19 protein-coding genes are annotated in these 23,573 nt (G+C 61.1%); 2 read left to right on the top strand and 17 right to left on the bottom strand.

Translation table 11 applies throughout. From position 1 onward, the window contains the following. Positions 1-40: 40 nt before the first annotated feature. The 5 genes from ACUN0E_RS08510 to ACUN0E_RS08490 all read right to left on the bottom strand — a co-directional run bounded on the left by ACUN0E_RS08510 (position 41) and on the right by ACUN0E_RS08490 (position 5,575). Positions 41-298: a M20/M25/M40 family metallo-hydrolase gene (locus tag ACUN0E_RS08510; protein WP_445566278.1), complete on the bottom strand. Its 258-nt coding sequence runs from the start codon at positions 296-298 to the stop codon at positions 41-43. A 13-nt stretch (positions 299-311) separates the two neighbouring features. Beyond that, a complete protein-coding gene (locus tag ACUN0E_RS08505) occupies positions 312-1,385 on the bottom strand; it encodes a M20/M25/M40 family metallo-hydrolase (RefSeq protein ID WP_445566277.1) in 1,074 nt (357 codons plus the stop codon). Between the two features lie 189 nt (positions 1,386-1,574). After that, positions 1,575-2,345, bottom strand: a complete 771-nt coding sequence (locus ACUN0E_RS08500; protein ID WP_445566276.1) for a ferredoxin--NADP reductase — start codon at positions 2,343-2,345, stop codon at positions 1,575-1,577. Between the two features lie 180 nt (positions 2,346-2,525). Beyond that, positions 2,526-4,190 carry an electron transfer flavoprotein-ubiquinone oxidoreductase gene (locus ACUN0E_RS08495; protein ID WP_445566275.1) on the bottom strand — a complete coding sequence of 555 codons (1,665 nt, stop codon included), beginning with the start codon at positions 4,188-4,190 and terminating at the stop codon, positions 2,526-2,528. Positions 4,191-4,336: 146 nt separating this feature from the next. Further along, positions 4,337-5,575 carry a CaiB/BaiF CoA transferase family protein gene (locus ACUN0E_RS08490; protein ID WP_445566274.1) on the bottom strand — a complete coding sequence of 413 codons (1,239 nt, stop codon included), beginning with the start codon at positions 5,573-5,575 and terminating at the stop codon, positions 4,337-4,339. A 314-nt stretch (positions 5,576-5,889) separates the two neighbouring features. Between ACUN0E_RS08490 and ACUN0E_RS08485 the strand changes: the two genes are divergently transcribed. Together ACUN0E_RS08485 and ACUN0E_RS08480 are read left to right on the top strand one after the other, a co-directional pair. Continuing rightward, positions 5,890-6,801, top strand: a complete 912-nt coding sequence (locus tag ACUN0E_RS08485; protein ID WP_445566273.1) for a LysR family transcriptional regulator — start codon at positions 5,890-5,892, stop codon at positions 6,799-6,801. 228 nt (positions 6,802-7,029) lie between these two features. Further along, positions 7,030-7,878 (top strand): AraC family transcriptional regulator, encoded by an 849-nt coding sequence (locus ACUN0E_RS08480; RefSeq protein ID WP_445566272.1) that lies wholly within the window; start codon positions 7,030-7,032, stop codon positions 7,876-7,878. Between the two features lie 3 nt (positions 7,879-7,881). Here the strand turns inward: ACUN0E_RS08480 and fdxA are convergent, their stop codons facing one another. From fdxA to ACUN0E_RS08420, 12 genes are all read right to left on the bottom strand, one after another. After that, positions 7,882-8,211 carry a ferredoxin FdxA gene (gene fdxA / locus ACUN0E_RS08475; protein WP_445566271.1) on the bottom strand — a complete coding sequence of 110 codons (330 nt, stop codon included), beginning with the start codon at positions 8,209-8,211 and terminating at the stop codon, positions 7,882-7,884. Between the two features lie 74 nt (positions 8,212-8,285). Beyond that, entirely contained in the window at positions 8,286-9,506 is a 1,221-nt protein-coding gene (locus ACUN0E_RS08470) for a PepSY-associated TM helix domain-containing protein (protein WP_445566270.1), read from the bottom strand. Positions 9,507-9,519: 13 nt separating this feature from the next. Then, positions 9,520-11,706, bottom strand: a complete 2,187-nt coding sequence (locus tag ACUN0E_RS08465; RefSeq protein WP_445566269.1) for a TonB-dependent siderophore receptor — start codon at positions 11,704-11,706, stop codon at positions 9,520-9,522. Between the two features lie 310 nt (positions 11,707-12,016). Beyond that, positions 12,017-14,707, bottom strand: a complete 2,691-nt coding sequence (gene pepN / locus ACUN0E_RS08460) for an aminopeptidase N (RefSeq protein WP_445566268.1) — start codon at positions 14,705-14,707, stop codon at positions 12,017-12,019. A 36-nt stretch (positions 14,708-14,743) separates the two neighbouring features. Continuing rightward, the gene (locus ACUN0E_RS08455; RefSeq protein ID WP_445566267.1) at positions 14,744-16,357 is read right to left on the bottom strand and encodes an ABC transporter ATP-binding protein; all 1,614 of its coding nucleotides are present in this window, start codon (positions 16,355-16,357) and stop codon (positions 14,744-14,746) included. Next, positions 16,357-17,469 (bottom strand): ABC transporter permease, encoded by a 1,113-nt coding sequence (locus ACUN0E_RS08450; protein WP_445566266.1) that lies wholly within the window; start codon positions 17,467-17,469, stop codon positions 16,357-16,359. Before ACUN0E_RS08450 ends, ACUN0E_RS08455 begins: the two co-directional genes overlap by 1 nt. Continuing rightward, positions 17,423-18,472 (bottom strand): microcin C ABC transporter permease YejB, encoded by a 1,050-nt coding sequence (locus tag ACUN0E_RS08445; protein WP_445566265.1) that lies wholly within the window; start codon positions 18,470-18,472, stop codon positions 17,423-17,425. The genes ACUN0E_RS08450 and ACUN0E_RS08445 overlap by 47 nt, the downstream gene beginning before the upstream one ends. A gap of 8 nt (positions 18,473-18,480) precedes the next feature. Then, positions 18,481-20,394, bottom strand: coding sequence for an extracellular solute-binding protein (locus ACUN0E_RS08440; protein WP_445570403.1), 1,914 nt, complete (start codon positions 20,392-20,394; stop codon positions 18,481-18,483). A 143-nt stretch (positions 20,395-20,537) separates the two neighbouring features. Then, positions 20,538-21,737, bottom strand: a complete 1,200-nt coding sequence (locus tag ACUN0E_RS08435; RefSeq protein ID WP_445566264.1) for a tetratricopeptide repeat protein — start codon at positions 21,735-21,737, stop codon at positions 20,538-20,540. A gap of 16 nt (positions 21,738-21,753) precedes the next feature. After that, positions 21,754-22,182 carry an ExbD/TolR family protein gene (locus tag ACUN0E_RS08430; protein ID WP_445566263.1) on the bottom strand — a complete coding sequence of 143 codons (429 nt, stop codon included), beginning with the start codon at positions 22,180-22,182 and terminating at the stop codon, positions 21,754-21,756. Between the two features lie 14 nt (positions 22,183-22,196). Further along, the gene (locus ACUN0E_RS08425) at positions 22,197-22,622 is read right to left on the bottom strand and encodes an ExbD/TolR family protein (RefSeq protein WP_445566262.1); all 426 of its coding nucleotides are present in this window, start codon (positions 22,620-22,622) and stop codon (positions 22,197-22,199) included. Between the two features lie 3 nt (positions 22,623-22,625). Next, positions 22,626-23,543, bottom strand: coding sequence for a MotA/TolQ/ExbB proton channel family protein (locus ACUN0E_RS08420; protein WP_445566261.1), 918 nt, complete (start codon positions 23,541-23,543; stop codon positions 22,626-22,628). Positions 23,544-23,573 lie beyond the last annotated feature (30 nt).

Here is a 23,573-nt window from a genome sequence, read left to right as displayed (position 1 = left end):
GAATACGCGCAGCGGGGCAACTGCTGTGAGGCGCCGCGCTCTATGCCGGGATGGGCTCCACGCCGCACCAGTCGGCGATGAAGTGGGCGAATACGGTCGCTACGTTCACCATGCTGTCGACCGATACGCACTCGTCGAAGCCGTGAATGTTGCGGGCGATCGGTCCGTAGCAGGTCACCGGCACGTCGAGCATCTTTCTGAAGTGACGCGCGTCGGTTGTCGCGGTCAGGGCAGCGCGGTGCGCGGGCGCGCCGGTTACGCATACATGGGCGTCGGCCAGCCTTTGCATCGCCGGCACGTCGAGGTCATACTCACAGCCCGGCGCGTGGAATCCCTCGTAGCGGAATTCGACGCGGATATCGTCGCGGTTCAGCGCGGCTTGCGCGGCCCGCACGCACGCACGCTTCAACGCGCTGTTTCGCGTGGTCTATCGGCATGTCCGGATAGCAGGCGAGCCGCAGGCCGAGCGTGCACGCGCTCGGTACCGATGAGTTCCAGTCGCCGGCGTGCAGTTGCCCGACATTGAAGTTGATCGGATGATCGTGCTCGCGATAGCGCGGGTGGCGATTCTCCGGCAAATTCCACTCGCGCTCGAGCGCCTTGAGCGCGTCAACGATGCGCAGGCCCGCCTCCAGTGCGCTAACGCCGGTGCTCATATAGGCCGCATGCACGGGCTTGCCTGTGATGTCGATGTACATCCAGAACACACCAAGCTGGGCGTCGACCAGGGCTTCGCCGGTCGGCTCGGGAATCACAACCGCGTCGAACGCGGTGAGCCGCGCAGCATTCACCGCCTGGCGCAGCGCGGAGACGGTAGCGAGCGTCCCGTTGCCGGTGTTCTCTTCTTCGAGTACGCCATTGAAACCGACCACGCCGGCCGGCTGCACGCCAAGCAGGCGCAACGCACGGTAAGCGGCGAACGCACACACGAGACCTGCCTTCATATCGCCTGCGCCGCGGCCGAACAGCCATCCGTCGCGAAGCTCGCCGCGAAAGGGCGGGCTGCTCCACAATTCGGCCGGACCGGTCGGCACCACGTCGAGATGGCCGTTGAACAGTACCGAGCGACCGCCACCGCGCGTCGGACGATGCATGGCGAGCACGTTGTAGCGGCCGCCGTCCGCGCAGCACGGCGGCGAGAAGAGCGGCTCGTCCCTGAGCTGGTCGGTACGCAACACGATCCTCTCCGAAGCCAGGCCCAACTCGCCGAGGACATCCTCGACGAACTGCGCCGCCGGCATTTCCTCGCCGGAAAGGCTTTGCGCCGCGACGAACCGCGCCAGGGTATCGGTCATGTACGGGACCGTCGCTTGCACTGCGGCGGCAATCTGTGTGGCCGACACTGCGGCAAACGCCGGCATCGGCAAGTCGGAGATGGAAGCCACGATTTCTCCTTGTAGTTGGAAAACCGCGACGCGTATGAACGCGCAGCGCGCACGCGACCTGTCCGGAAGCGGCGCGAAGCACGCTCCGTGACGTCACGGCGCAAGAGTACAAACAGGGTTTTGGCGTGTCCAATGCCAAAACAATTGGTTGGCGATGCCGTTGTCTTATATGGATTGGATGAGGCGCTCCTAATCCACAAATGCCCTTTCGACAACGTAGTGTCCCGGACGATTGTTGCTGCCTTCCTGGAAGCCCATTTGATCGAGGATCTGACGCGTGTCGCGCAGCATGTGCGGGCTGCCGCAGAGCATGACGCGGTCGTTTTCCACCGAGAACGGCGCCACGTCCAGATCGGCGAACAGCTTCTTCGTTTCGATCAGGTCCGTGATCCTGCCGCGATTGGCGAACTCTTCGCGCGTCACCGTCGGGTAATACACCAGCTTTTCCTGGATCAGTTCGCCCAGATGTTCGTGTGCCGGAAGGTGCTCGGTGATGAAATCCTTATACGCGAGTTCATCGACGAATCGGCAGGTATGCGTGAGCACGATCTTGTCGAAACGGTCGTACACGTCCGGGTCCTTAATGATCGACATGAATGGCGCCAGGCCCGTCCCGGTCGACAACAGCCACAGCGTCTTGCCGGGCAGCAGGTTGTCGGCGACCAGCGTGCCTGTCGGCTTCTTGCCGATCAGCACCGGATCGCCCACCTTCAAGTGCTGCAGACGCGAGGTCAGCGGACCGTCCTGCACCTTGATGCTGAGAAATTCGAGGTGCTCTTCGTAATTCGCACTCGCCAGGCTATAAGCGCGGAGCAGCGGCTTCCCATCGACTTCCAGACCGACCATCGTGAACTGGCCGTTTTCGAAACGGAGCGCTGAATCGCGTGTGCAGGTGAAGCTGAACAACGTGTCAGTCCAGTGATGGACACTCAAAACGGATTGAGGATTTAGATTACTCATGGTTTTTTTGACAGTCCGCATTATGAAGTTCTCTCGAGCACAGTGCCGTTTCTCGCCAAAGCGCGACGGCCTTTATTCGAAAGAGTGAGGATATCCCCGCTGCGGGATACAGCAATATATCGATTGTTTTTTTCGCTACCCGTTCGATCACGTCAATCGCTGTCGATATCTGGCCATCATTCACATGTTTGGATAGTTCGGCCCGCCGCCGCCTTCCGGCGTCACCCAGACGATGTTCTGGGTCGGGTCCTTGATATCGCAGGTCTTGCAGTGCACGCAGTTCTGCGCGTTGATCACCAGACGCTCGCTGCCATCATCGTTCTTCACGAACTCATACACCGCGGCCGGGCAGTAACGCGCTTCCGGACCGGCATAGGTCTGCCAGTTCACGTTCACCGGCACCGAAGGATCTTTCAGCGTCAGGTGAGCCGGCTGGTTCTCTTCATGATTAGTGTTCGAGATGAACACTGAAGAGAGCCGGTCGAACGTCAGCTTGCCATCCGGCTTCGGATAGACGATCTGCTTGCACTGCGAAGCGGGTTTGAGCATCTCGTGGTCCGAGTGCTGGTGATGCAGCGTCCAGGGCACGTTGCCGCCCAGCAGCTTCTGCTCGACGCCGACCATCAAGGTACCAAGGTACAGGCCCTTGCTCATCCATTGCTTGAAGTTGCGCGCACGATGCAGTTCCGTGTGCAGCCACGACGTCTTGAACGACTCCGGATAGGCCGTCAGTTCATCGCTGGTGCGGCCTGCCTGCACGGCATCGAATGCCGCGTCAGCCGCCAGCATGCCGGTCTTGATCGCCGCATGCGAACCCTTGATCCGCGATGCGTTCAGGAAGCCGGCATCGTCGCCCACCAGCGCGCCGCCCGGGAACACCAGCTTCGGCAGCGACAGCAGGCCGCCCGCGGTAATCGCCCGCGCGCCGTACGACACGCGTTTGCCGCCTTCGAGCACTGCGCGAATCGCCGGATGGGTCTTGTAACGCTGAAATTCCTCGAACGGTGACAGATACGGGTTTGTGTAGCCGAGGCCGACCACGAAGCCCACCACCACCTGGTTGTTGTCCATGTGATAGAGGAACGAGCCACCGTACGTATCGTTTTCGAGCGGCCAGCCGGCGGTATGCATCACCAGCCCCGGCTTGTGCTTGCCCGGATCGATTTCCCACAGTTCCTTGATGCCGATCCCGTAGACCTGCGGATCGACGCCTTCGCGCAGCTTGAACTTATCGTTCAACTGGCGGCCCAGATGCCCGCGCGCGCCTTCGCAGAACAGCGTGTACTTCGCGTGCAGTTCCATGCCGAGCTGGAAATTCCCGGTCGGCTCGCCGTCCTTGCCGATGCCCAGGTTGCCGGTGGCGACGCCTTTGACCGACCCATCGTCGTTATAGAGGATTTCAGCCGCCGGAAAGCCCGGGAAGATCTCGACGCCCGCCGCTTCGGCCTGCTGACCCAGCCAGCGCGTGACGTTCGCGAGGCTGATCACGTAGTTGCCGTGGTTCTTGAAGTTTTCCGGGAGCGCCCAGGTCGGCACGCTCTTCGAACCGGTTTCCGTGAGGAACAGGAATTTGTCTTCGGTCACGTCCACCGTCAGCGGCGCGCCTTTTTCTTTCCAGTCCGGAATCAGTTCGGTGATGGCGCGCGGATCCATCACCGCGCCCGACAGGATATGCGCCCCGATCTCCGAGCCTTTTTCCAGTACGCACACGCCAATCTCGACGCCTTTTTCAGCCGCCAGCTGCTTCAGGCGGATCGCTGCGGACAGGCCAGCCGGGCCGCCGCCGACGATCACCACGTCGTATTCCATCGACTCGCGCGAGTCGCTATGACCGACAATATTCATACAGACGTATCCAGGATTCAGGCAACTACAGAAAGCACCGCAGGGAGATAAAGTGTCGCATACGCTGCCTCCGGACGTCGGCATCCCATTGGTGATCGATGCTCAAGTCTTCTTCGGCAGTTACACCGGAGGCGGTGCACGTTCCGTTAAACAATGCTATCTCTGCGCAGCTGGTCGAGGTCCGCGTCTCTGAGGTCAAGCCATGAGTTCAAGACCTCGCTTGTATGCTGTCCGAGCGTCGGTGGTGCTCGGTGATAGTCGACAGGCGACTCGGACATGTGGATCGGATTCGCGACAAGCGGTACTACCTTCGAGAGCGGGTGATCCATTTCAATCCGCATCTCGCGCGACTGCACATGTGGATCGGAAAATACCTTATCCAGTTTGTTGATCGGACCGCATGGCACCCCGACCGCCTCCATGATAGAGATCCATTCGTCGGTATTGCGACGCCTCGTGACAGCCCGAATCAGGTCGATCAGCTCCTGTCTGTGCTTCACCCGCTGCGGGTTCGTGGCAAACCGCTCGTCTGTTGCCCATTCCGCGCTGCCGAGTGCAGAGCAGAGTTTCGCGAACTGGCCGTCGTTGCCGACCGCGATAATCATGTAGCCGTCCGCCGTCGGAAAGTCCTGATAAGGCACAATGTTGGGATGCGCATTTCCCATGCGTTGTGGTAACAGGCCACCGACAAGATAGTTCGCCGCCTGATTTGCAAGGCAGGCGATCTGCACGTCCAGCAATGCAAGATCGATGTTTTGTCCTTCGCCGGTGCGTTCACGTCGGGACAATGCAGCGAGGATTGCGACAGTCGCATAAAGGCCCGTCATTATGTCTGTCAGTGCGACTCCAACCTTGAGCGGTCCCTCGCCTTCAGTGCCGTCTTCGCGCCCGGTCAGACTCATTAGTCCGCCCATGCCCTGAATGAGGAAGTCGTATCCGGCGCGCGACGCATACGGTCCCGTCTGACCAAATCCGGTAATCGAGCAGTAAATCAATCTTGAATTCAGAGCCTTCAGATTGGCGTAATCCAGACCATACTGGGCAAGCCCTCCAACCTTGAAGTTCTCGATTAAGACGTCCGCCTTGCAAGCCAGCTTTTTCACCAGGCTTTGGCCTTCGGGCCGGCTGATGTCTATGGTGACGGACCTCTTGTTGCGGTTGGCGCTCAGGTAGTAGACAGACTCGCCAGTCGACGTGCCATCCTCATCGCACAGCCATGGCGGCCCCCAGGCCCGCGTGTCGTCTCCGGTATCCGGGCGTTCAATTTTCACTACATCCGCACCCAGATCCGCCAACAACTGGCCTGACCACGGCCCTGCCAGCACCCGTGACAGGTCAAGGACGCGCAATCCCGAAAGCGCGCCCTGCTTAAGAATGTCATTCATGCTGTCAGAACGCCGCATGAATTGCGTTTCATGATTGACGTGATCTCGACTGCGGCGGTCCCGTCGTCCTTCATGCGGCCCGAGCAGGATCGTGCTGACTCGAGAACCATGCGTTCGTCGTCCGTCAACGCCTGGTCCAGCAGCAGCGGATTTTCCCAATCAAACGATGCGGACCTGTGCTGGATACTCATTTCTCGCTCTGTAAAGGTTTTCGTGCACCTACTTTAAGAGCCGATTCATAAGACTACAAACGATATATTTTCACCAACCTGTGCGAAAATCGCACACATGTGTGGCAACCGGACAAAACGATCATGCGGCGTAAAATACCGTCTACCGCAGCGCTGTCGGCCTTTGAAACTGCGGCACGTCACCAGAGCTTTACAAAGGCTGCAGACGAGCTCTCCGTCACGCAAAGTGCGATCTGCCGACAGATCGCCTCCCTGGAAGAGTTTTTGGGCGTCAAACTGTTTCGACGCGATCGTAGAGGTGTGTCGCTGACCGAGGCCGGGATTGTTTATAGCCGCAAGGTCGCGTCGCGGCTGGATGAGGTGGAACGGGACACACTCGAACTCATGGCTAAAGGCGGTCTAGGCGGAACGCTCGAGCTAGCCGTTGTACCGACGTTCGCAACCAAATGGCTATTGCCCAGGTTGCCGATGTTCATCAGAGAATATCCGGACGTCACCGTTAATCTGACCACGCAGACGCGTCCTTTCCTCTTTGAAGAGACCGAATTTGACGCTGCCATTCACGCTGGCACTGGAACGTGGCCCGGAACCGAAGGCCGGTTTCTGATGCGCGAAAGCCTGATTGCAGTCTGCAGCCCCGCGCTGATAACGCCACGTACAAAGTTAGGCGTCAGAGACTGGCAGCGATACCCACTCTTACAGCAGAGCACCCAGCCATACGCCTGGCGCGAGTGGTTCGCGTCCCGCGGCATGGCGATCGAGGGTGACATGTCCGGTCCTCGGTATGAGCTGTTTTCGATGCTTGCGAACGCAGCCATTCACGCCATCGGAATCGCGTTGATTCCGCGGCTTCTCGTTGACGAAGAGTTGCAGCGTGGCGTCCTGATTCAGGTTGCCAATCATAAATATTTAAGTGCCCGTTCCTACCATCTTATCTATCCAGAACTCAAGTCCGATAAACCGTCCCTGTCCGTCTTCCGAACGTGGATCGAAAGCCAGGCCCGTCAATACAGGGAACCATTGGGGTTGGGATAAACGGGGGCGCGGAACGTCCTGATAGTCGCTAGATTCGATGCGGCGCATGATTGGCCCGATCGCTACGTCAATCGACCCACCCTAGCATGCGGGCCGAATACTGGCTGCCTATATTTCAGCGTTCGCAGCGGGGAGATTTTCACCCTTGCGAACAAAGCCGGTCATATCATCCGCTGCTATAAGCGCCTGCGGCGCAGTCTGCGTAATGCGGTGAAAGGAAGCGCCCCAATGATCCAATATCAACATGGTCGTGCAATTACTTCCGTGATGCTGACGGAGCATCCGAGTCCGCTCCCTGTCGATTCGACGCCCGCTCACGAGCACGATTGGGGGCAGTTGCTGGTTGCCGTTCGTGGGCTTTACTCCATCGAGATACCGGGCAGGTCGTGGCTTATCCCGACACGCAAGGCCGTGTGGATTCCCAGCGGTGTGCGACATCGGTTTTCGGGTCGATTCTCCGCGCCTGGACAACCCGTCTCGGACTGCTCGCTTTACATTCCGACCAACGCCTCCGCCGATCTGCCGCGCGACTGTCGTGTCATCGAAGTCTCGGCGCTGCTGTCCGAGCTCATATCGGCCGCCATCGAAATGCCATCGGAGTATCGGCTCAACAGTCGTGAGTGCCGAATCACGGGTCTGATCGTCGATGAGATTTGCCGAGCGCCGCCCATGCTGTTGCATCTGCCCATGCCACGCGATCCCCGTTTGCAGCGGATTTGCCGGGCACTGGTCGACGAACCCGGGCACGAGGGCAATCTGGAAGACTGGGCCCGGCACGGTGCCCTCAGTTTGCGATCACTCACACGGCTTTTCCGTGACGAGACAGGACTGACTTTTTCAATGTGGCGCCAGCAGGTCCGCCTGATGGAAGCACTCACCCGCCTCGGTGCCGGAGGGTCGGTCACGTCCATCGCACTCGAACTAGGCTACGACAGCCCTAGCGCGTTCACTGCAATGTTCAGGCGCGCGGTGGGATGTTCACCCAAGGAATACCTGGCCACCTACCGGAACCAGGGTGCCGCTCCCACGCCATCGATTACACGCTCACGATCGGCGTTGCAGAGTGCCGCGAAGTGATGTTCAGCGCCGCATTTCCAGCATCTTCAACTTCCCCCTCGCCCCGTTCCACTCATCAGCATCATCCAGAGATCCTTTTGACCTGTTGATCAAAGAGAACTCTGCAGCCAACTCAGCATTCAGTTGAATAAAGTGCCGCTGTGCCTCTGGCACCTCTTCCATCGAAAAGATTGCGTTTGCGGGACACTCCGCAACGCAGATCGCGCAGTCAATGCATTCATCTGGATCGATGACAAGAAAATTAGGCCCTTCTCGAAAGCAATCCACCGGACAGACATCCACGCAGTCCGTGTATTTACACCTGATGCAGTTCTCAGTGACGACGTGTGTCATTTTTTTTCTTTCTGAATTTCTAAACGAGTCGACTCAGTCTGGCCACCAGGCCGCTCGAACCGTACCGCCAATTGCTACGACGCACGCCCCATCGTCTTCTTGACCTTCGTGCGCCGGGCCGCGCTGCGTCGAGCCTTCAGCTTCTTCAGCCAGATGGCCAGGCCGGTCGCGCTCAGCAGCGCCACCATCACGCCCATGAAGCTCATCATGATTCGTCCCGGCACGCCCAGGATACGCCCCGAATGCAATGGGTATTGCGCCTGCAGGAAGATATCGCCGGCGGTGCCGCGACCCGGGATCGTGCCACCAACCTGCTGGCCGGTTGTAGCGTCCCAATAGGTCGAAGCGTTGCCGAGGCCGCCGTTGACGTCATCATCGCCCGGCTTGAAATAGGCCACGCCATAGAGATTGCGCCCGGAGATCTGGAACACCGCGCCAGGCGCGGTATTCAACTTCATTTTTTGTCCGGCGGCGGTTGCCAGTTCGACGATGCGTTCCCGGCTCAGCATGCCGGCACCGGACTTCGAAGCCAGTTGCAGTTCAGGATTGTCTTCAGGCTCGGGCGTCAATCTCGAGAACACTGACACGACCGGACGCATGACGGACCGCTCCAGGTTCATCGAAATGGCTGTCACCGCAATCACGCACAGGATCCCCCATACCCACACGCCGCCGGAGCGGTGCAGGTCGAACACCAGTGCATAGCCGCCGCGTCGCACACGGAACGCGAACGATTTGCGCCACGTCTTGACGCTGGGAAACGCCAGAACCAACGCGATCACGCTATCGAAGAGCCATACAATCGCGACGATGCCCAACAGCCAGACGCCAATGGCGACTCCGCTTCCGGTGGTGGGCAAATAAAGCGTGTAATGCATCTGATAGATGAAAGGCAGCAGGTTAAGCGGCTTGACTGACAATGCGCCCCATTCGCGGCGAGCTTGAATGATCCCGACACCCGGATCGATGGCGAGTTGATTGAAGCCAAGCTCATAGGGCTGGCGTGTCGCCGGATCGAGCCGGCCTTCAACGCGCACTTGGAGCGTTCGGCCGGGTTCGACACCCAGCGGCAGATACGTCACCCGCAGGCGCGGGTCTGCCGCCTCGAGCCGGTTGGCGAGTGCGAGCGGCGAAAGCGCGGGTGCATTCGAATGCGCGTAATAGAACTCAGGATTTAACACGGCATCGAGTTCCTGATTCCACGCGATGACTGCACCCGTGAAACCGGAAACGAACAGGAACAGCGCCATCCCGAGCCCGGACCATCGATGAAGGCGGACAAGAACCGGTCTCATGTGGGGGAACCCATCAGAACTGCACCGTCGCACTCGCCACTGCGGTTCGCGTCGGCGAGGGCGCCACGTAATAACCAAACGACGTTGTCCAGTAGCGACGGTTGAACAGATTGTTGATACCGGCGCGCAGCGTCACGTCCTTGCCGGCGATCCGGGTTTGGTACTTGCCGCTCAGATCGTACGTGACGTAGGACGGCACGAATTGCGTGTTCGCGGCATCGACGGCCATGTTGCCGACATACTTGCCGCCAAAGGCGAGCGTGAGTTGACGCAGGTAAGACGGGTTGTATTCCACGCGACCCGTTGCGACGAAACGCGGTGCGGCGTACACGCGCTTGCCTTCGACGGTGACGTCGTCAACGTCGACAGCCTTCGCATCGAGCCACATCACACCGCCAAGCAGGCGCCACTCGTTAGACAGCGCAAACCAGCCGCTCGCATCGACACCGGTGTAACGCTCGGTGCCGCTTTGCACGAAGACGTTGGCTGTATTCGTGTAGCTATAGCCCCGATCGACGCGAAACAGCGCAACACTGGCGCCCCACTTCCGGTGATCCGACTTGAAGCCGACTTCGTACTGCTTGCTCTTTAGCGGACCGTATGTCATCGGATAATTGGCGTTGGTGTTCGATGCCGAACCGCCCTGCTCCAACGACTCGACGTAGCTCGCATAGAGCGTCGAGTACGGATCGGTCTTGTACATCAGCGCCACGGTCGGGCTGACCGGATCGGCGCTGTATTGCGACGATACCGCGGCGGTCGGATCGTAGACGTGCTCGCGGAATTGCGTGTAACGCAAGCCGAGCAGCGCGGACAGGCGCGAGGTGAACTGCACCGTATCGCTCGCGTAGAGCGCGGCCTGCGTCGTGCGCGACTGCCTGTAAAGATCGTCGGCGATGTTGACTTCGGCGTTGGTCAACAACGTGGTGCTATACAGATTGCCGTTGCCAAGGTTAAAGCCGTTGTTCGCGCCGTCGCTGTTGTCGTATTCGCTAGTTTGCGACAGGAAGGAGGCGCCGAGCACGACGTCGTGCTTCACACTGCCCGTATTGAACTTGCCCTGCACCATCGCATCGACGTTCTGATAGAAATAACGCGACAACCCGGCGTACAACGTGTTCGAGTAGTCACCAGCGCTGTTGTAAACGTCTAGCTCGCTGTCCGAGTTGGTGCGGCTTTCCTTGGCGAACCGGTACTTCAGGCTCGCATGCCACTTGTCGGAGAGGCGATAGTCGAGGCCCGTGCCGAACGAGACCATTTCAGTCTCGTAGAAATTCTGCGGCTGCGTGAGGTCATGGCTGATCTTGCTCACGTCGGGAATGCCCAGCCCCGGATAAAAAAACAAGCCGAACAGCGTGCCTTCGGTTTTACGTTTCTGGTAGAACGCGTCGGCACTCCAGGTCAGATCCGGCGTAATGCGGAAGTCCAACGCAAGCGATGCCACCTGGCGCCGCACGTGACCGTTGGCCTCGGCGGTGTTCCCGTCTTCGTTCACCAGGTTCAGCCGGTAACCGAAACGATCGTCGTTGCCGAAGCGGCCGCCCAGATCGACCTTCTCGCTGAAGACGCCGGCAGACTCGTAACCAACCGAAATGCTCCGGTACGGTTCATCGGTAGGCCGCTTCAGCACATAGTTGATGATCCCGCCCGGTGCGCCGAACCCGTACATGAACCCACTCGCGCCCTTCAGCAGTTCCATCTGCTCGAACGGCTCGAGCGGAAGATCGGCGTCCCACGACGGGAAACCCTCGCCGTCCACCTTGATACCGTTCAGCGTGTCGATCGGCATCCCGCGCACGCTAAACGTCGCGTTCTCGGTAACTGTATTATCCCCGGTGACTGAGGCAGCCGGATCGTACTTGAAGAGATCGTTGGCAGTCGATGCCATCAGATTCTGAGCCTCGCCGCTCGAGACGGCGTGGGTGGTGAAAGGTGTGTCGACCGCCTTGCGCGTACCCAGCGCGCCGGCGCTGACGGGCTCGTCATGCGACCCTGTCACGGTCAGAACCGGCAGCGTGACAGCATCCGCCGAAGCGGCTTGAGCCCATCCGGGCAATGACAGCGTGGACAGCGAGAGACCCACACTGGCCAGCAGCGCAGCACTGAGAAGCGACGGGGCACGGCTGGAGCCACGGGAAAACGATCCCAACGGCGAGGGGACTCCGGTAGGGATGCTGACGGCAGGATCATCTAACTGCATATATAGGTCTCTGAACGATACGTTATCAATGGCATTGATGAACTAGGACTACTGAATTCCTTCCTAACCACGTCCACCAGCGTCTTCTTCCCCGAACGGTACTGGTAGATTGAAATCACACCGTTCTTCAGTTCACCGTGCGCGCCGATGAACACTACTGCCGACTCCGCACCCTGCTTAATAGCCATGCAGAAAATCTGCATGCAGGGGCTATCGATACGGCAATATATCGATTCATTTTTTTTGCCACCCGTTGGATCGCGTCAATCGCTGTCGCGAACTGGCCATCATTCAGTAGGTGGCGTCAAGCTCACGCAAGCGCTTTCTCGACGATCTCGCGCACGTCGCGCGATTTCACCTGTGCCGCCACTTGCTCGAGCGCCGCGCGCATCTTCTCGCGCAGCACCGGCGTATGGCGCCGCCACAATTCGAGCGCGCGCGCAAGGCGTGCCGCGACGTTCGGATTAAATGCATCGAGTGCGATTACCTGCTCCGCCCAGAATGCGTAGCCCGAGCCGTCTTCGGCGTGGAATTGCGACGGGTTCGCCGAGCAGAAGCTGAAGATCAGCGAGCGCGCCCGGTTTGGATTCTTCAGGGTGAATGCAGGGTGGGCCATGAGCTTGCGCACGACGTCGATGATCGGCCGCGATTCGGTGCCGTGCTGCATCGCTTGCAGGGCGAACCACTTGTCGATGACGAGCGGCTCTTTCTCGAAGCGGCGGTAGAAGTCCGCCAGCGCGCTTTCGGCCACCAGGGTTTCCTTCGCCGCGGACGCGGCGAGCAGCGCCGACAGCGCCGCCGCGCGATCGGTCATGTTGTCAGCCTCGGCGTATTGCGCAGTGGCGAGCCGGATCGCGTCGGCCGGGTCATCGAGCTCGGCGAGATAGGCGAGCGCGAGGTTCTTGAGGCCGCGATGCCCTGCTGCTTCTGGCGTAGGCGCGTAGGCGCCCGGCGTACGATGCCGGTCATAGATCGTAAGCCATTCCTCGCGCAGGGCCACGGCGAGGCGCTTGCGCACGAACTGCCGCGCGCGATGTACGGCAGCTGGATTCGACTCGGCCATCTGCTCGGCCAGATAGGCTTCGGACGGCAGCACCAGCGCAAGCTCGCGGAATGCCGGCGACAGGCTTTCATCCGTCAGCACGCGCGCGAACGCGGCCACGACCGAGTCGTCGAACTGCAGCGGCGCGTTCTGTGCGGCGCGCCCGGCGAGTGTCAGCAGCTCGCGCGTCGCGAGTCGCTGGCCGGCTTCCCACCGGTTGAACGGGTCGCTGTCGTGGGCGAGCAGGAACGCGAGTTCGTCAGCCGTGTAGTCATATTCAACGACGACGGGCGCCGAGAAATTGCGCAGGAGCGAGGGCAGCGGCGCCTCGCGCACATCGACGAACGTGAAGGTTTGTTCGCTCTGCGTGAATTCCAGCACGCGCGTGGTGGAGTCCGGAGCCCTGGTTTCGCCTTCAAGTTGCAGCGGCAGATCGCGGCCATCCTTGCCGATCAGGCCGATTGCGAACGGGATCAGCAGCGGGCCCTTCTGCGTTTCTTGCGCGGCCGGACCGGTGTCGCCACAACCTTGCGTCAGCGTGACCGTGTAGCGCTGACGGTCGGCGTCGTAAGCCGTTTTCACCGTCACGCGCGGCGTGGCCGCCTGGCTGTACCAGCGCTCGAATTGCGCAAGGTCGCGGCCGTTCGCATCGGCGAGCGCGAGGCGGAAGTCGTCGCAGGTGATGGCCTGCCCGTCGTGCCGTTTGAGATACAAGTCCATGCCGCGCCTGAAACCATCGCGGCCAAAGAGCGTTTGATACATCCGCACGACTTCGGCGCCTTTCCTATAGACGGTCGCCGTGTAGAAGTTGTTGATCTGGACGTAGCTCTCGGGGCGCACCGGATGCGCCATCGGGCCGGAATCCTCGGCGAACTGTATCTGGCGTAGCACGCGCACGTCCTCAATGCGCTTCACGGCGCGCGCAGCTTCGTTCGTCGCGCCTGCCATGTCGGCCGAGAATTCCTGGTCGCGGAACACGGTCAGGCCTTCTTTCAGGCTCAGTTGGAACCAGTCACGGCACGTCACGCGATTGCCGGTCCAGTTGTGGAAGTACTCGTGGCCGACCACGGTCTCGATGTTCGCGAAGTCGGTATCGGTCGCCGTTTCCGGATTCGCGAGCACGTACTTCGTGTTGAAGATGTTGAGCCCTTTGTTCTCCATCGCGCCCGCGTTGAAGTCGCTCACGGCGACGATCATGAAGCGGTCCAGATCGAGTTCCAACCCGAAGCGCTCCTCGTCCCAGCGGATCGAATGGATCAGAGACTCCATCGCGTGCCGTGTTTTGTCGAGGTCGTGCGGCTCGACCCACACCTGCAACAGTTTTTCCTTCCCCGATATGCTCTTGATGCGCTCCTCGAGCGCGACGAGGCGGCCTGCGACGAGCGCGAACAGATAGCTCGGCTTCCTGAACGGGTCTTCCCACTTCGCGAAGTGGCGGCCGTCAGGGAGGTCGCCTTCCTCGATCAGGTTGCCGTTCGAGAGCAACACTGGGAACGCGGCCTTGTTCGCGCGCAGCGTGACCGTGTAGGTGGCCATCACGTCGGGCCGGTCGAGGAAGTAGGTGATACGGCGAAAGCCTTCGGCTTCGCATTGGGTGAAGAAGTTTTCGCTCGACACATAGAGGCCCGAGAGCCTCGTGTTCTCGGCGGGAGCGCAGGCGCTCACGATGGTCAACTCGAACGTGTCGGGCACGTCGTCGAGCGTGAGGCCGCGCCCGTGCGCTCGGGCAGCCGCGTGCGGCGAGCCGTTCACGGCGACCGAGACGAGCTCGAGTTGCTCGCCCACCAATTCGAGGCGTGAGGTGGGCGCGGCGTCGGGATTGCGCCGTATGCGCATCGTATTCCTGACAATTGTGCGCGCGGGTACGAGGTCGAACTCGAGCGCCACGGAATCGATCAGGAAGGCCGGAGGCGCATAGTCGGCACGGTGGATGATGGCTGCGGTCGTGATATCGGTCATGGATTTCGAAGGAAAATAGTGTGGTTCGTTGTCGGGTTATACGAAGACCGGCGTCTGCATCGACGCGGCCAGCAGCGAGCGTGTATACGGATGCGCCGGGGCGCGCAGCACGTCGAGGGTATCGCCGGCTTCGACGATGCGCCCCGACTTCATGACGATCACCCGATGGGCCATCGCGCGCATCACCGCGAGGTCGTGGGTAATGAACAAATAGCTCAACCCGTACTTCTTCTGCAAGCGCGTCAGCAGATTGAGCACCTGCTGCTGGATAGACACGTCTAGCGCGCTAGTAGGTTCGTCAAGCACGAGCAACTCCGGCTCGACCGCCAGTGCGCGCGCAATCGCGATGCGCTGGCGCTGGCCGCCGGAGAACTCGTGGGGATAACGCTCCAATGCATCGGCGGGCAAACCCACCTCTTCCAGAAGCGCTGCTGCACGGTTGCGGCGCTCCTTCGGATCGATATCCGGCCGGTGTATGCGCACCCCTTCGCAGACAATTTGCTCGACCGTCATGCGTGGCGAAAGCGAGCCGAACGGGTTCTGGAACACGACCTGCATCTGCGCGCACAGCGCGCGGCGCTGGGCAGCCGTACGCAAGGTCGACCAAGGCTTGCCGTCGATCGCGATCTCGCCTTCGGCCGCACGTTGCAAGCCAAGCACGGTCGTCGCGAGCGTCGACTTCCCCGACCCAGATTCGCCGACAATGCCGAGCGTCTCGCCGCGACGCAAAGTCAGGTCGACCTCTTGCAGCGCGCGGAACCTTGCGCTGCCGAACAGCGATTTGAGACCTTTCGCGCTCATCCGATAGTCGACCGCGAGGCCCTTGACGTCGAGGATGTTCGCGGAATCGGCCGGCACCGGGTCGACGCAGCGGCGCGGTTCGCTATCGAGGAGGCGCTTCGTATACGGATGCTGCGGATTCGAAAACAGCGCTTCGGTCACGTTCGTTTCGACGAGCAGGCCCTTTTCCATCACGGCGACCCGCTGCGCGAAACGCTTCACGAGATTCAAATCGTGCGTGATCAACAGCACCGCCATTCCGCGCTCGGCCGCTTCCTGCTCCTGCAAGCCGATCAACAGTTCGACGATCTGCTGGCGCACCGTCACGTCGAGCGCCGTCGTCGGCTCGTCGGCAAGCAACAGGCGCGGCCGGCAAGCGAGCGCCATCGCGATCATCACACGCTGGAGTTGGCCGCCCGAGAGCTGGTGCGGAAAGCTGTCGATGCGGCGCTCGGGCTCGCGAATCCCGGTGCGGTGCAAAAGCTCGATGCCGCGTTCGCGCGCCGCGTTCGGGCGCAGGCCCTCGTGCAGCCGCAGGCTCTCTGCGATCTGCTTGCCCACGGTGTAAAGCGGGTTGAGCGCGCTCATCGGCTCCTGGAACACCATCGCGACGTCGGCGCCGCGAATGCCGCGCATCTGCTGCTCCGTCTTGCGCAGCAGATCCTCGCCGTCGAGCAGCATGCGCCCGCTCAGTTTCGCGTGCGGCACGAGCCCGAGGATCGACAGCGCGGTCAGGCTCTTGCCCGAACCTGATTCGCCGACGAGCGCGACGCGTTCACCACACTCGATTGCGAGGTTCAGGTCGCGCACGCAGACCTTGTCGCCGAACGCGACCGAGAAATTCTGAATATCCAGCAATGGCTTCGTCATCACTTGCCCCCACCGAATGCCGAGCCACGCGAACGCGTGTCGAGTGCATTACGCAACGCGTCGCCCATAAAGGTAAGTAACAGCAGCGTCACGACGAGCACCGAGAACGCCGAAATCGAGATCCACCAGGCGTCGAGGTTGTTCTTGCCTTCCTGTACGAGTTCGCCCAGGCTCGGCGTCGGCGGCGGCACGCCGAGACCGAGGAAGTCGAGACTCGTCAGAGAGAGAATCGCCGCGCTCATGCGGAACGGCAGGAACGTGATCACGGCCGTCATGCTGTTGGGCAACACGTGGCGCCAGATGATCTCCCAGTTCGAGAGACCCATCGTGCGCGCGGCCTTCACGTAGTCGAGCGAGCGGTTTCGCAGGAACTCGGCGCGCACGTAATCGGAGAGCTGGAGCCAGCCGAACATCGACAGCAGGATGAACAGGAGCCACAACGTCGGCTCGAAGATCGACGCGAAGATAATCAGGAGATACAGGTCCGGCATCGAACTCCAGATCTCGATCAGGCGCTGGCCGATCAGGTCGGTGCGTCCGCCGTAGAACCCTTGCACCGCGCCCGTCAGCACACCGAACAGGACACCAGAGAAAGCCAGCGCTAGCGCCATGAGCACCGACACGCGAAAGCCGTACAGCAAGCGCGCCAACACGTCGCGACCGAACTGATCAGTGCCGAACCAGTTCTGCGACGACGGCGGCGCCGGAAACGGCTGCGACGCGAAATAGTCGATCGTATCGTAGTAGTTGTGGTTCGGCGGATAGATCGCGAAGTTGCCGTGGGTCGTGATCCGCGAGCGGATATACGGATCGAGGTAGTTCGCCTTCGTCGGGAAGCCGCCGCCGAACGTCGCCTCGGGGTACGTCTTCACGATCGGGAAGTAGTAACGGCCTTCGTAGCGCACGACGAGTGGCTTGTCGTTGCAGATCACTTCGCCGAAGAGGCTGATCACGAACAGCGTGGCGAAGATCACAAGGCTCCAGTAGCCGAGCCGCTGCGCCTTGAAGCGCAGCCACGTGCGCCGCCACGGCGACACCGACGCGACGAGCGCGACCGCCGCCGGATCAGTGGCCCAGGCGGTCGAATTGGATGCGGGGATCAACGAGGACATAGGAGACGTCAGCAATGAGTTTGGTTACGAGGCCGATCAGGGTGAACAAGAACAGCGAGCCCAGCACCACCGGGTAGTCGCGGCGAATCACCGAGTCGTACGAGAGCTGGCCCATCCCATCCAGCGAGAACAGTGTTTCGATCAGCAGGTTGCCGTTCAGGAACGCGCCGACGAACGCGGCGGGCAGCCCCGTTAGCAGCGGAATCGCGGCGTTGCGCAGCACGTGCTTCCAGAGCACGTCGCGTTCGGGCGTGCCCTTCGCGCGCGCGGTCAGCACGTATTGACGGCCGATTTCTTCGAGGAACGTGTTTTTAGTGAGGATCGTGACGATCGCAAAATTTCCGACAACCGCCGCCGTCACCGGCAGCACGATGTGCCACAGGTAGTCGAGCGCCTTGCCGACGAGACTCAGGTCCTGGAAGTTATCCGAGGTCAGCCCGCGCATCGGGAACACCTGCCAGAACGTGCCACCGCCGAACAGCATTAGCAATAGCACCCCGAGTACGAAGCCGGGAATCGCATAACCGACGAGCACGAGCACACTGGTTGCCGTATCAAAGCGCGAGCCATTGCGCACGGCCTTGGCGATGCCAAGCGGCACCGAGATCGCGTAGGTGAGAAACACAGTCCAAAGCCCGAGCGAGATAGACACCGGCAGCTTCGACTTGATCACACCCCACACGCTTTCGTGCTGGAAATACGACTGTCCGAGATCGAATGTCGCATAGCGCTTCAGCATCAGAAAGTAGCGCGTGAGCGGCGGCTTGTCGAAACCGAACTGCTTCTTGATCTGATCGAGCTGCTGCGGATCGACGCCCTGACTGCCGTGATAGCCTCCGGCCGCCCCCACCTCTCCGCCACGGCTTGTGCCGTGGCGGAGTTGCGTCATCACCTGTTCGACCGGCCCACCCGGCACGAACTGCGTGACGAGAAAGGTAAGCGTCACGACGCCGATCAAGGTCGGCACCATCAACAACAGACGTCTGAGAATGTAAGCAAGCATGGAGCTCCTCAATGTGCTGCGGTGGCGGGCGTTGCAAGTGATACGGACGGCACGCCCTGCGGCTTGCGATACCAGTAGTCGATGATCCAGTCGTCGAACTGGTACGAGTCCGGCACGACCTTCGGGAAACCGAGCGTCGTCTTGTAGCCGATGCGCGCGTGCGGCTCGTAGTACTGCGGCACGACGTAGTACTCGTTGATCAGCACGCGGTCGAGCGCTCGAGTCGCGGCTTCGAGATCGTCGAGCGCCTTGGCGTTGATTGCGGCATGCACGAGCGCGTCGACTACGGGCGACTTGATGCCGGAATAGTTTTCCGAAGCGGTCTGGTCTGCCGCCTTGCTGCCGAAGCGGCGCGCCAGCTCGACGCCCGGAATCGTCACCGGCGGATAGAGGTACGACGTCATGTCGAACTGAAAGCTGTCGAGCCGCTTCTGAAAGAGCGCGCTGTCGATCTCGCGCACGTGCGCGTCGATGCCGAGGATTTGCAGCGCCTGTGCATAGGGAATCAGGATGCGGTCGAAGCCGGGTTCGGCGTCCATGATTTCAATCGTCATCGGCGTGCCGTTCGCATCGCGCAGCGCACCGTCGCGAAAGTGCCATCCCGCTTCGGCAAGCAGGTCGCGAGCCTTGCTCAAATTGCCGCGCTGCGTGTTCGGCGGCAGCGTGTTCGGCTGCTGGGTCATCGGACCGAATACGGCCGGCGGCAGCGAGTTCCTGAACGGATCGAGCAACGCAAGCTCCTTCTCGTTCGGCATGCCGGTCGCGCCAAATGGGCTGCCCTCGAAGAAGCTGTTCAAGCGCACGTACTGGCCGTAGAACATCATCCGGTTCAACCAGTCGTAGTCGAACGCAAGCGCAAGCGCCTCGCGCACGCGCTGGTCCTTGAACTTGTCCTTGCGCATGTTAATTATGAAGCCCTGCATCTGCGCCGGGCCTCCGGGAAACTCGCCCTTGGCGAGCAACCCCGAGTCGAAGTTCCTGCCGATGTACTTGCGCGCCCATTGCCTCGCGCTGTCTTCGACGTCAATGTCGTCGTTGGCGGCCTTGAACGCTTCGAGCTTCACAGATCCGTCCAGATAAAGCCGGAACGTGATCCGCTTGAAGTTGAACATGCCGCGCCGCGACGACAGGTTCGCCGCCCAATAGTCGTCGCGGCGGCGGTAGGTGATCCCCTTGTCGTTCTTGCGCGACTCGACGAGGTAGGGACCGCTCGCGATCGGCGGCTGAGTGGCGATCTGATTGAACGGCACGTGCTTGCCGTCCGGCAGTTGGCCCCACTTCGACGAGAACACCGGCAGGTCGCCCGCGATCAACGGCGAGCCACGGCCCGAATCGTTGAAATCGAAGCGCACTGTCAGGCTGTCGACAACGGTCGCGCTCTTGATTACCGCGAATTGCGACGAAAGCATCGGCGACGCCTGCTGGCTCTTGAGCGTATCGAGCGAATACTTGACGTCGACGGCCGTGATCGGGTCGCCGTTCGAGAAGCGCGCGGCCGGATTGATGTGAAACGTCGCCCAGCGGCCGTCAGGGGCCACTTCGACATCGTCCGCGATCAGCGGATATTCGGAAGCGAGTTCGTCCCAGCTGCGCTGCATCAGCGTGTCGAACATCAGGTTCCGGATATCCGGCGCTGGTTGGCCTCGCGCAATGAACGGGTTCAGCGAGTCGTAGCTTTGCGACTCCTCGTAGTTCTGGAAATTGAGCTCGCCGTGCGTCGGCGCGTTCGGGTCCGCGTAGGCGAAGTGCGTGAAATCAGCCGGATATTTGGGCTCGCCGAACTGCGCGATCGCAGACTTCGCGTCTGCCGGCAGCGCGTGTGCCGCACCGAGCGCCACCACGAGCAGCGCGCCCAAAGCTGACCGCAGCGACCCGTGCCGTCGCGCCAAGCCGCGCAGCTCCCAAAATTTCACAAGTTTCATCATCTAAGTGCGAGAAAATGCGCTCCGGTGGATCACCGGCATGCTGTTCATCGGATTGACACCAGGACGGCGGGCTACCGTCGCTCGCATCGCCAGGGCACAGCGCGTGTTGACGGTCGTCAGCCCCTCATCGCATCTTTACGTTACTTCGCTGCGACCAGCACCCAAAAACGGGCAAGGTCAGCCGATCCATCGTCGCCCTTGACCGCACGGAACGCCTGAACCGCCTTCGCCTTCTGCCCAGCGATGAAATACGCTTCACCCAGATGCAGTTGCGCCTGATCCGGATGTTCGAGACCACCCTTGGCAATCAACGCTTCCATCTTCGCCAGACCCTGCTGTGCCTGACCCGCGAACACCTGATTGAAGGCCGCATCAAACGGCGGAATCGGCACGCCGTTGCTATCCACCGTGCTGGTCGCACGTTTGGCAGCCAACGCCTGCAGGCGCTTCTCGCGATCCGCACCGGCATCGTGACCCAGCACGCCAGACGAGAAGCCCTGATCGATCACCTGCTTGCCTTCGGCCGTCGTGCCCGCAACGATCGCCAGCTGCGTCATCTGCATGTAGTCGCCAGCCGTCGTCAGCGAACCGGTAGCACGGCGCAGACGGTAGGTGTCGATATCCAGACCCGACGCGTACCCCGGCTTGCTGCGAATCGCCGAGAACAGGTCATCCCAGTACGATTGCTTCGGGTGGAACGCCACCAGCTTTTCGAGCGCACCGCGATAGGTGGCCGAATCGTTGGAGCGTTGCGCGCACGTGCCCAGCAACTGTAGCTGCGACTCGTCAGGCGCGTGGCCAGCGCGCGCCTGTGCGTCCACAGTGGGCTTGAGCAGGCTCACCACGTTCCCGCAGTCGTTCGACAGGTAGTAGGACTGAATCAGCAAGGTCCGCATGTCCGGATCCGTACCGCCTGCCTTCAGGTAACGCTGCGCAGTCCTGATGGCCTGCGGATAGCTCTTTTCCTGGAAGTAAATGCCGGCGAGGGCAGCCGTGGTGCGCTGCTCGTCCGCGCCCGTCAGCTTGCCGGAAGCCAGCAGCATTTCGTAGGCTTTGGCTGCGGTACCGGAGTCGCCCGCCGCCGCAGCTGCCGCGCCGCGCATTTCCTCGACCATATAGCTTTCATAGGGCGTCTTGTTCGGCACGGCATCCGCCTGGGCGATCTTCGCCAGCGCGTCCTGGTACTTGTGAGCCCTGTACGAATCCTGCGCCGCGTTGAGCGGCCTGGCCACTTCGGGACGCAGCATGTCGGCGGCGTACGCTGTCGGCAGCACGACGAGGGCAGACAGCCCCCCGAAAGCGGCCGCAATCACGGCACGCTTGAACCGTTGATGAATCATTAGCGCTCCCACTTCCTTATTGCATGTACTGCTCGTTGCCGATCAGACCGATTTTCGTTGCGCCGGTGCGTTGTGCCGCGGCCAACACGGCAGCCACGTCCCTGTACGGCACCAGCTTGTTCGGCAGCAGATGAATCTCGGCCTGCACCGGCTCAGCAGCAACCTGCGTCAGCTTGGCGTCAAGCGCGGCCTTGTCGGGCACGACCGTGCCGTTCCACATCATCGTCCCGTCGAAGTCGATGTCGATCTGCACCACCTCCGGCTGAACCGCTGGGGGTGGTGGTTTGCCGACCGGCAGGTTCATTTTGATGGCGTGCGTCTGAATCGGAATCGTGATGATCAGCATGATCAGCAGCACCAGCATCACGTCGATCAGCGGCGTGGTGTTGATGTCGACCATCACATCCGGTTCACTACCGCCGCCCGAAGATACGTTCATCCCCATAATCGGCTCCTTCCTTAGCCTCCGCGCGGCGGCGGCTCAGTGATAAATGACACCTTGGCGATGCCAGCGCGCTCGCACGCGGTAATCACGCGCCCGATAAACTCATAACGCGTGTTCTGGTCGCCGCGCACGTCGACTTCCGGTTGCGGCGTCATGACCGACACGGTCTTGAGTTGCGTGAGCAGCGTGACTGCATCCACATGTTTCTCATTCCAGAAGAAATCGCCATCGCGGTTGACCGCGATCACGATACTTTTGGGCGAGGTCTGCAGCGGCTGGATCGCCTCATTCGGCAACTTCACCGGCACCGTGTGCGTAACAACAGGAATCGTGATCAGGAAGATGATCAGCAAAACCAGCATCACATCGACTAGCGGCGTGGTGTTGATGTTGGAGATGACTTCGTCGTCGTCCCCATCTTGCCCAACGCTCATAGCCATGACTTACCCCGCCCGTTCGACCAACGTAGCCTTCTGACCTGCAACGCCGCGCTTCGAGCGACGGCTGCCAGCCAGCAGGACGGTGTGCAGTTGTGCACCGAAGGCACGGACACGTTCCATCACCGACTTGTTGCGGCGAACCAGGAAGTTGTAGCCGAGCACCGCCGGCACGGCCACGGCGAGACCGATCGCCGTCATGATCAGCGCTTCACCGACCGGGCCCGCGACCTTATCGATCGAAGCCTGGCCGGCGATACCGATTGCCGTCAGCGCGTGATAAATACCCCAGACCGTGCCGAACAGGCCGACGAACGGGGCCGTGGAGCCGACTGTGCCGAGGAAAGCCAGACCGTCCTGCAGACGATTCGATACATTGGTGATGGCGCGATCAACCGACGCGTCGATCCACGTGTTGCGGTCGACGGCTTCCAGCAGCGCTTCGTCGTGATGTTCGCCGGCTTCGATCGCGGTTTCGGCGATGAAGCGGAACGGCGATGACTCGTCGAGCATCTTCGCGCCGTCGACTAGCGATGGCGCGGTCCACAGTTGCTCGTCGGCACTCTTCGCACGGCGGTTCGCACGGAACTGCTCGAAGAACTTGGTGATCATGATGTACCAGCTACCCATCGACATGATCACCAGCAGGATCAGCACGAAACGGGCAACGAAGTCACCGTTCTTCCAGAGCGCGCCGAGACCATAGGGATTGTTGACGGTTTCCGACGTAGCCGGCGCGGGCGGTGGCGCCGCCAGGTCGGCCGCAGGCGCTGCGGTTTGCGTCGTCGCGGTAGCCGGCGCCGAAGCGGCGGCGGTTGCGTCGCTAGCTTGTCCGTAGGCCACCTGCGGCACGACGAAGGAACCCACCGCCGATACGCCGATCGCCATGCTTGCCGCAATGGCGGCGAGAGTACGCTTATTCATGTCTGCTCCAGTTCATCCGTTGAACTTGTA

It is taken from the genome of Paraburkholderia sp. D1E (genome assembly GCF_052682275.1).
This window is presented reverse-complemented; position numbering and strand designations above follow the sequence as displayed.

Excerpts from the sequence above, each read along its gene's own strand:
- ACUN0E_RS08435 (WP_445566264.1), bottom strand. The coding sequence starts at position 21,737 with ATGATTCATCAACGGTTCAAGCGTGCCGTGATTGCGGCCGCTTTCGGG.
- ACUN0E_RS08420 (WP_445566261.1), bottom strand. The coding sequence starts at position 23,543 with ATGAATAAGCGTACTCTCGCCGCCATTGCGGCAAGCATGGCGATCGGC.
- ACUN0E_RS08470 (WP_445566270.1), bottom strand. The coding sequence starts at position 9,506 with ATGAGACCGGTTCTTGTCCGCCTTCATCGATGGTCCGGGCTCGGGATG.
- ACUN0E_RS08485 (WP_445566273.1), top strand. The coding sequence starts at position 5,890 with ATGCGGCGTAAAATACCGTCTACCGCAGCGCTGTCGGCCTTTGAAACT.
- ACUN0E_RS08455 (WP_445566267.1), bottom strand. The coding sequence starts at position 16,357 with ATGACGAAGCCATTGCTGGATATTCAGAATTTCTCGGTCGCGTTCGGC.
- ACUN0E_RS08425 (WP_445566262.1), bottom strand. The coding sequence starts at position 22,622 with ATGGCTATGAGCGTTGGGCAAGATGGGGACGACGACGAAGTCATCTCC.
- ACUN0E_RS08450 (WP_445566266.1), bottom strand. The coding sequence starts at position 17,469 with ATGTCCTCGTTGATCCCCGCATCCAATTCGACCGCCTGGGCCACTGAT.
- ACUN0E_RS08430 (WP_445566263.1), bottom strand. The coding sequence starts at position 22,182 with ATGGGGATGAACGTATCTTCGGGCGGCGGTAGTGAACCGGATGTGATG.
- fdxA (WP_445566271.1), bottom strand. The coding sequence starts at position 8,211 with ATGACACACGTCGTCACTGAGAACTGCATCAGGTGTAAATACACGGAC.
- ACUN0E_RS08495 (WP_445566275.1), bottom strand. The coding sequence starts at position 4,190 with ATGAATATTGTCGGTCATAGCGACTCGCGCGAGTCGATGGAATACGAC.
- pepN (WP_445566268.1), bottom strand. The coding sequence starts at position 14,707 with ATGACCGATATCACGACCGCAGCCATCATCCACCGTGCCGACTATGCG.
- ACUN0E_RS08440 (WP_445570403.1), bottom strand. The coding sequence starts at position 20,394 with ATGAAACTTGTGAAATTTTGGGAGCTGCGCGGCTTGGCGCGACGGCAC.
- ACUN0E_RS08500 (WP_445566276.1), bottom strand. The coding sequence starts at position 2,345 with ATGAGTAATCTAAATCCTCAATCCGTTTTGAGTGTCCATCACTGGACT.
- ACUN0E_RS08490 (WP_445566274.1), bottom strand. The coding sequence starts at position 5,575 with ATGAATGACATTCTTAAGCAGGGCGCGCTTTCGGGATTGCGCGTCCTT.
- ACUN0E_RS08445 (WP_445566265.1), bottom strand. The coding sequence starts at position 18,472 with ATGCTTGCTTACATTCTCAGACGTCTGTTGTTGATGGTGCCGACCTTG.
- ACUN0E_RS08465 (WP_445566269.1), bottom strand. The coding sequence starts at position 11,706 with ATGCAGTTAGATGATCCTGCCGTCAGCATCCCTACCGGAGTCCCCTCG.
- ACUN0E_RS08480 (WP_445566272.1), top strand. The coding sequence starts at position 7,030 with ATGATCCAATATCAACATGGTCGTGCAATTACTTCCGTGATGCTGACG.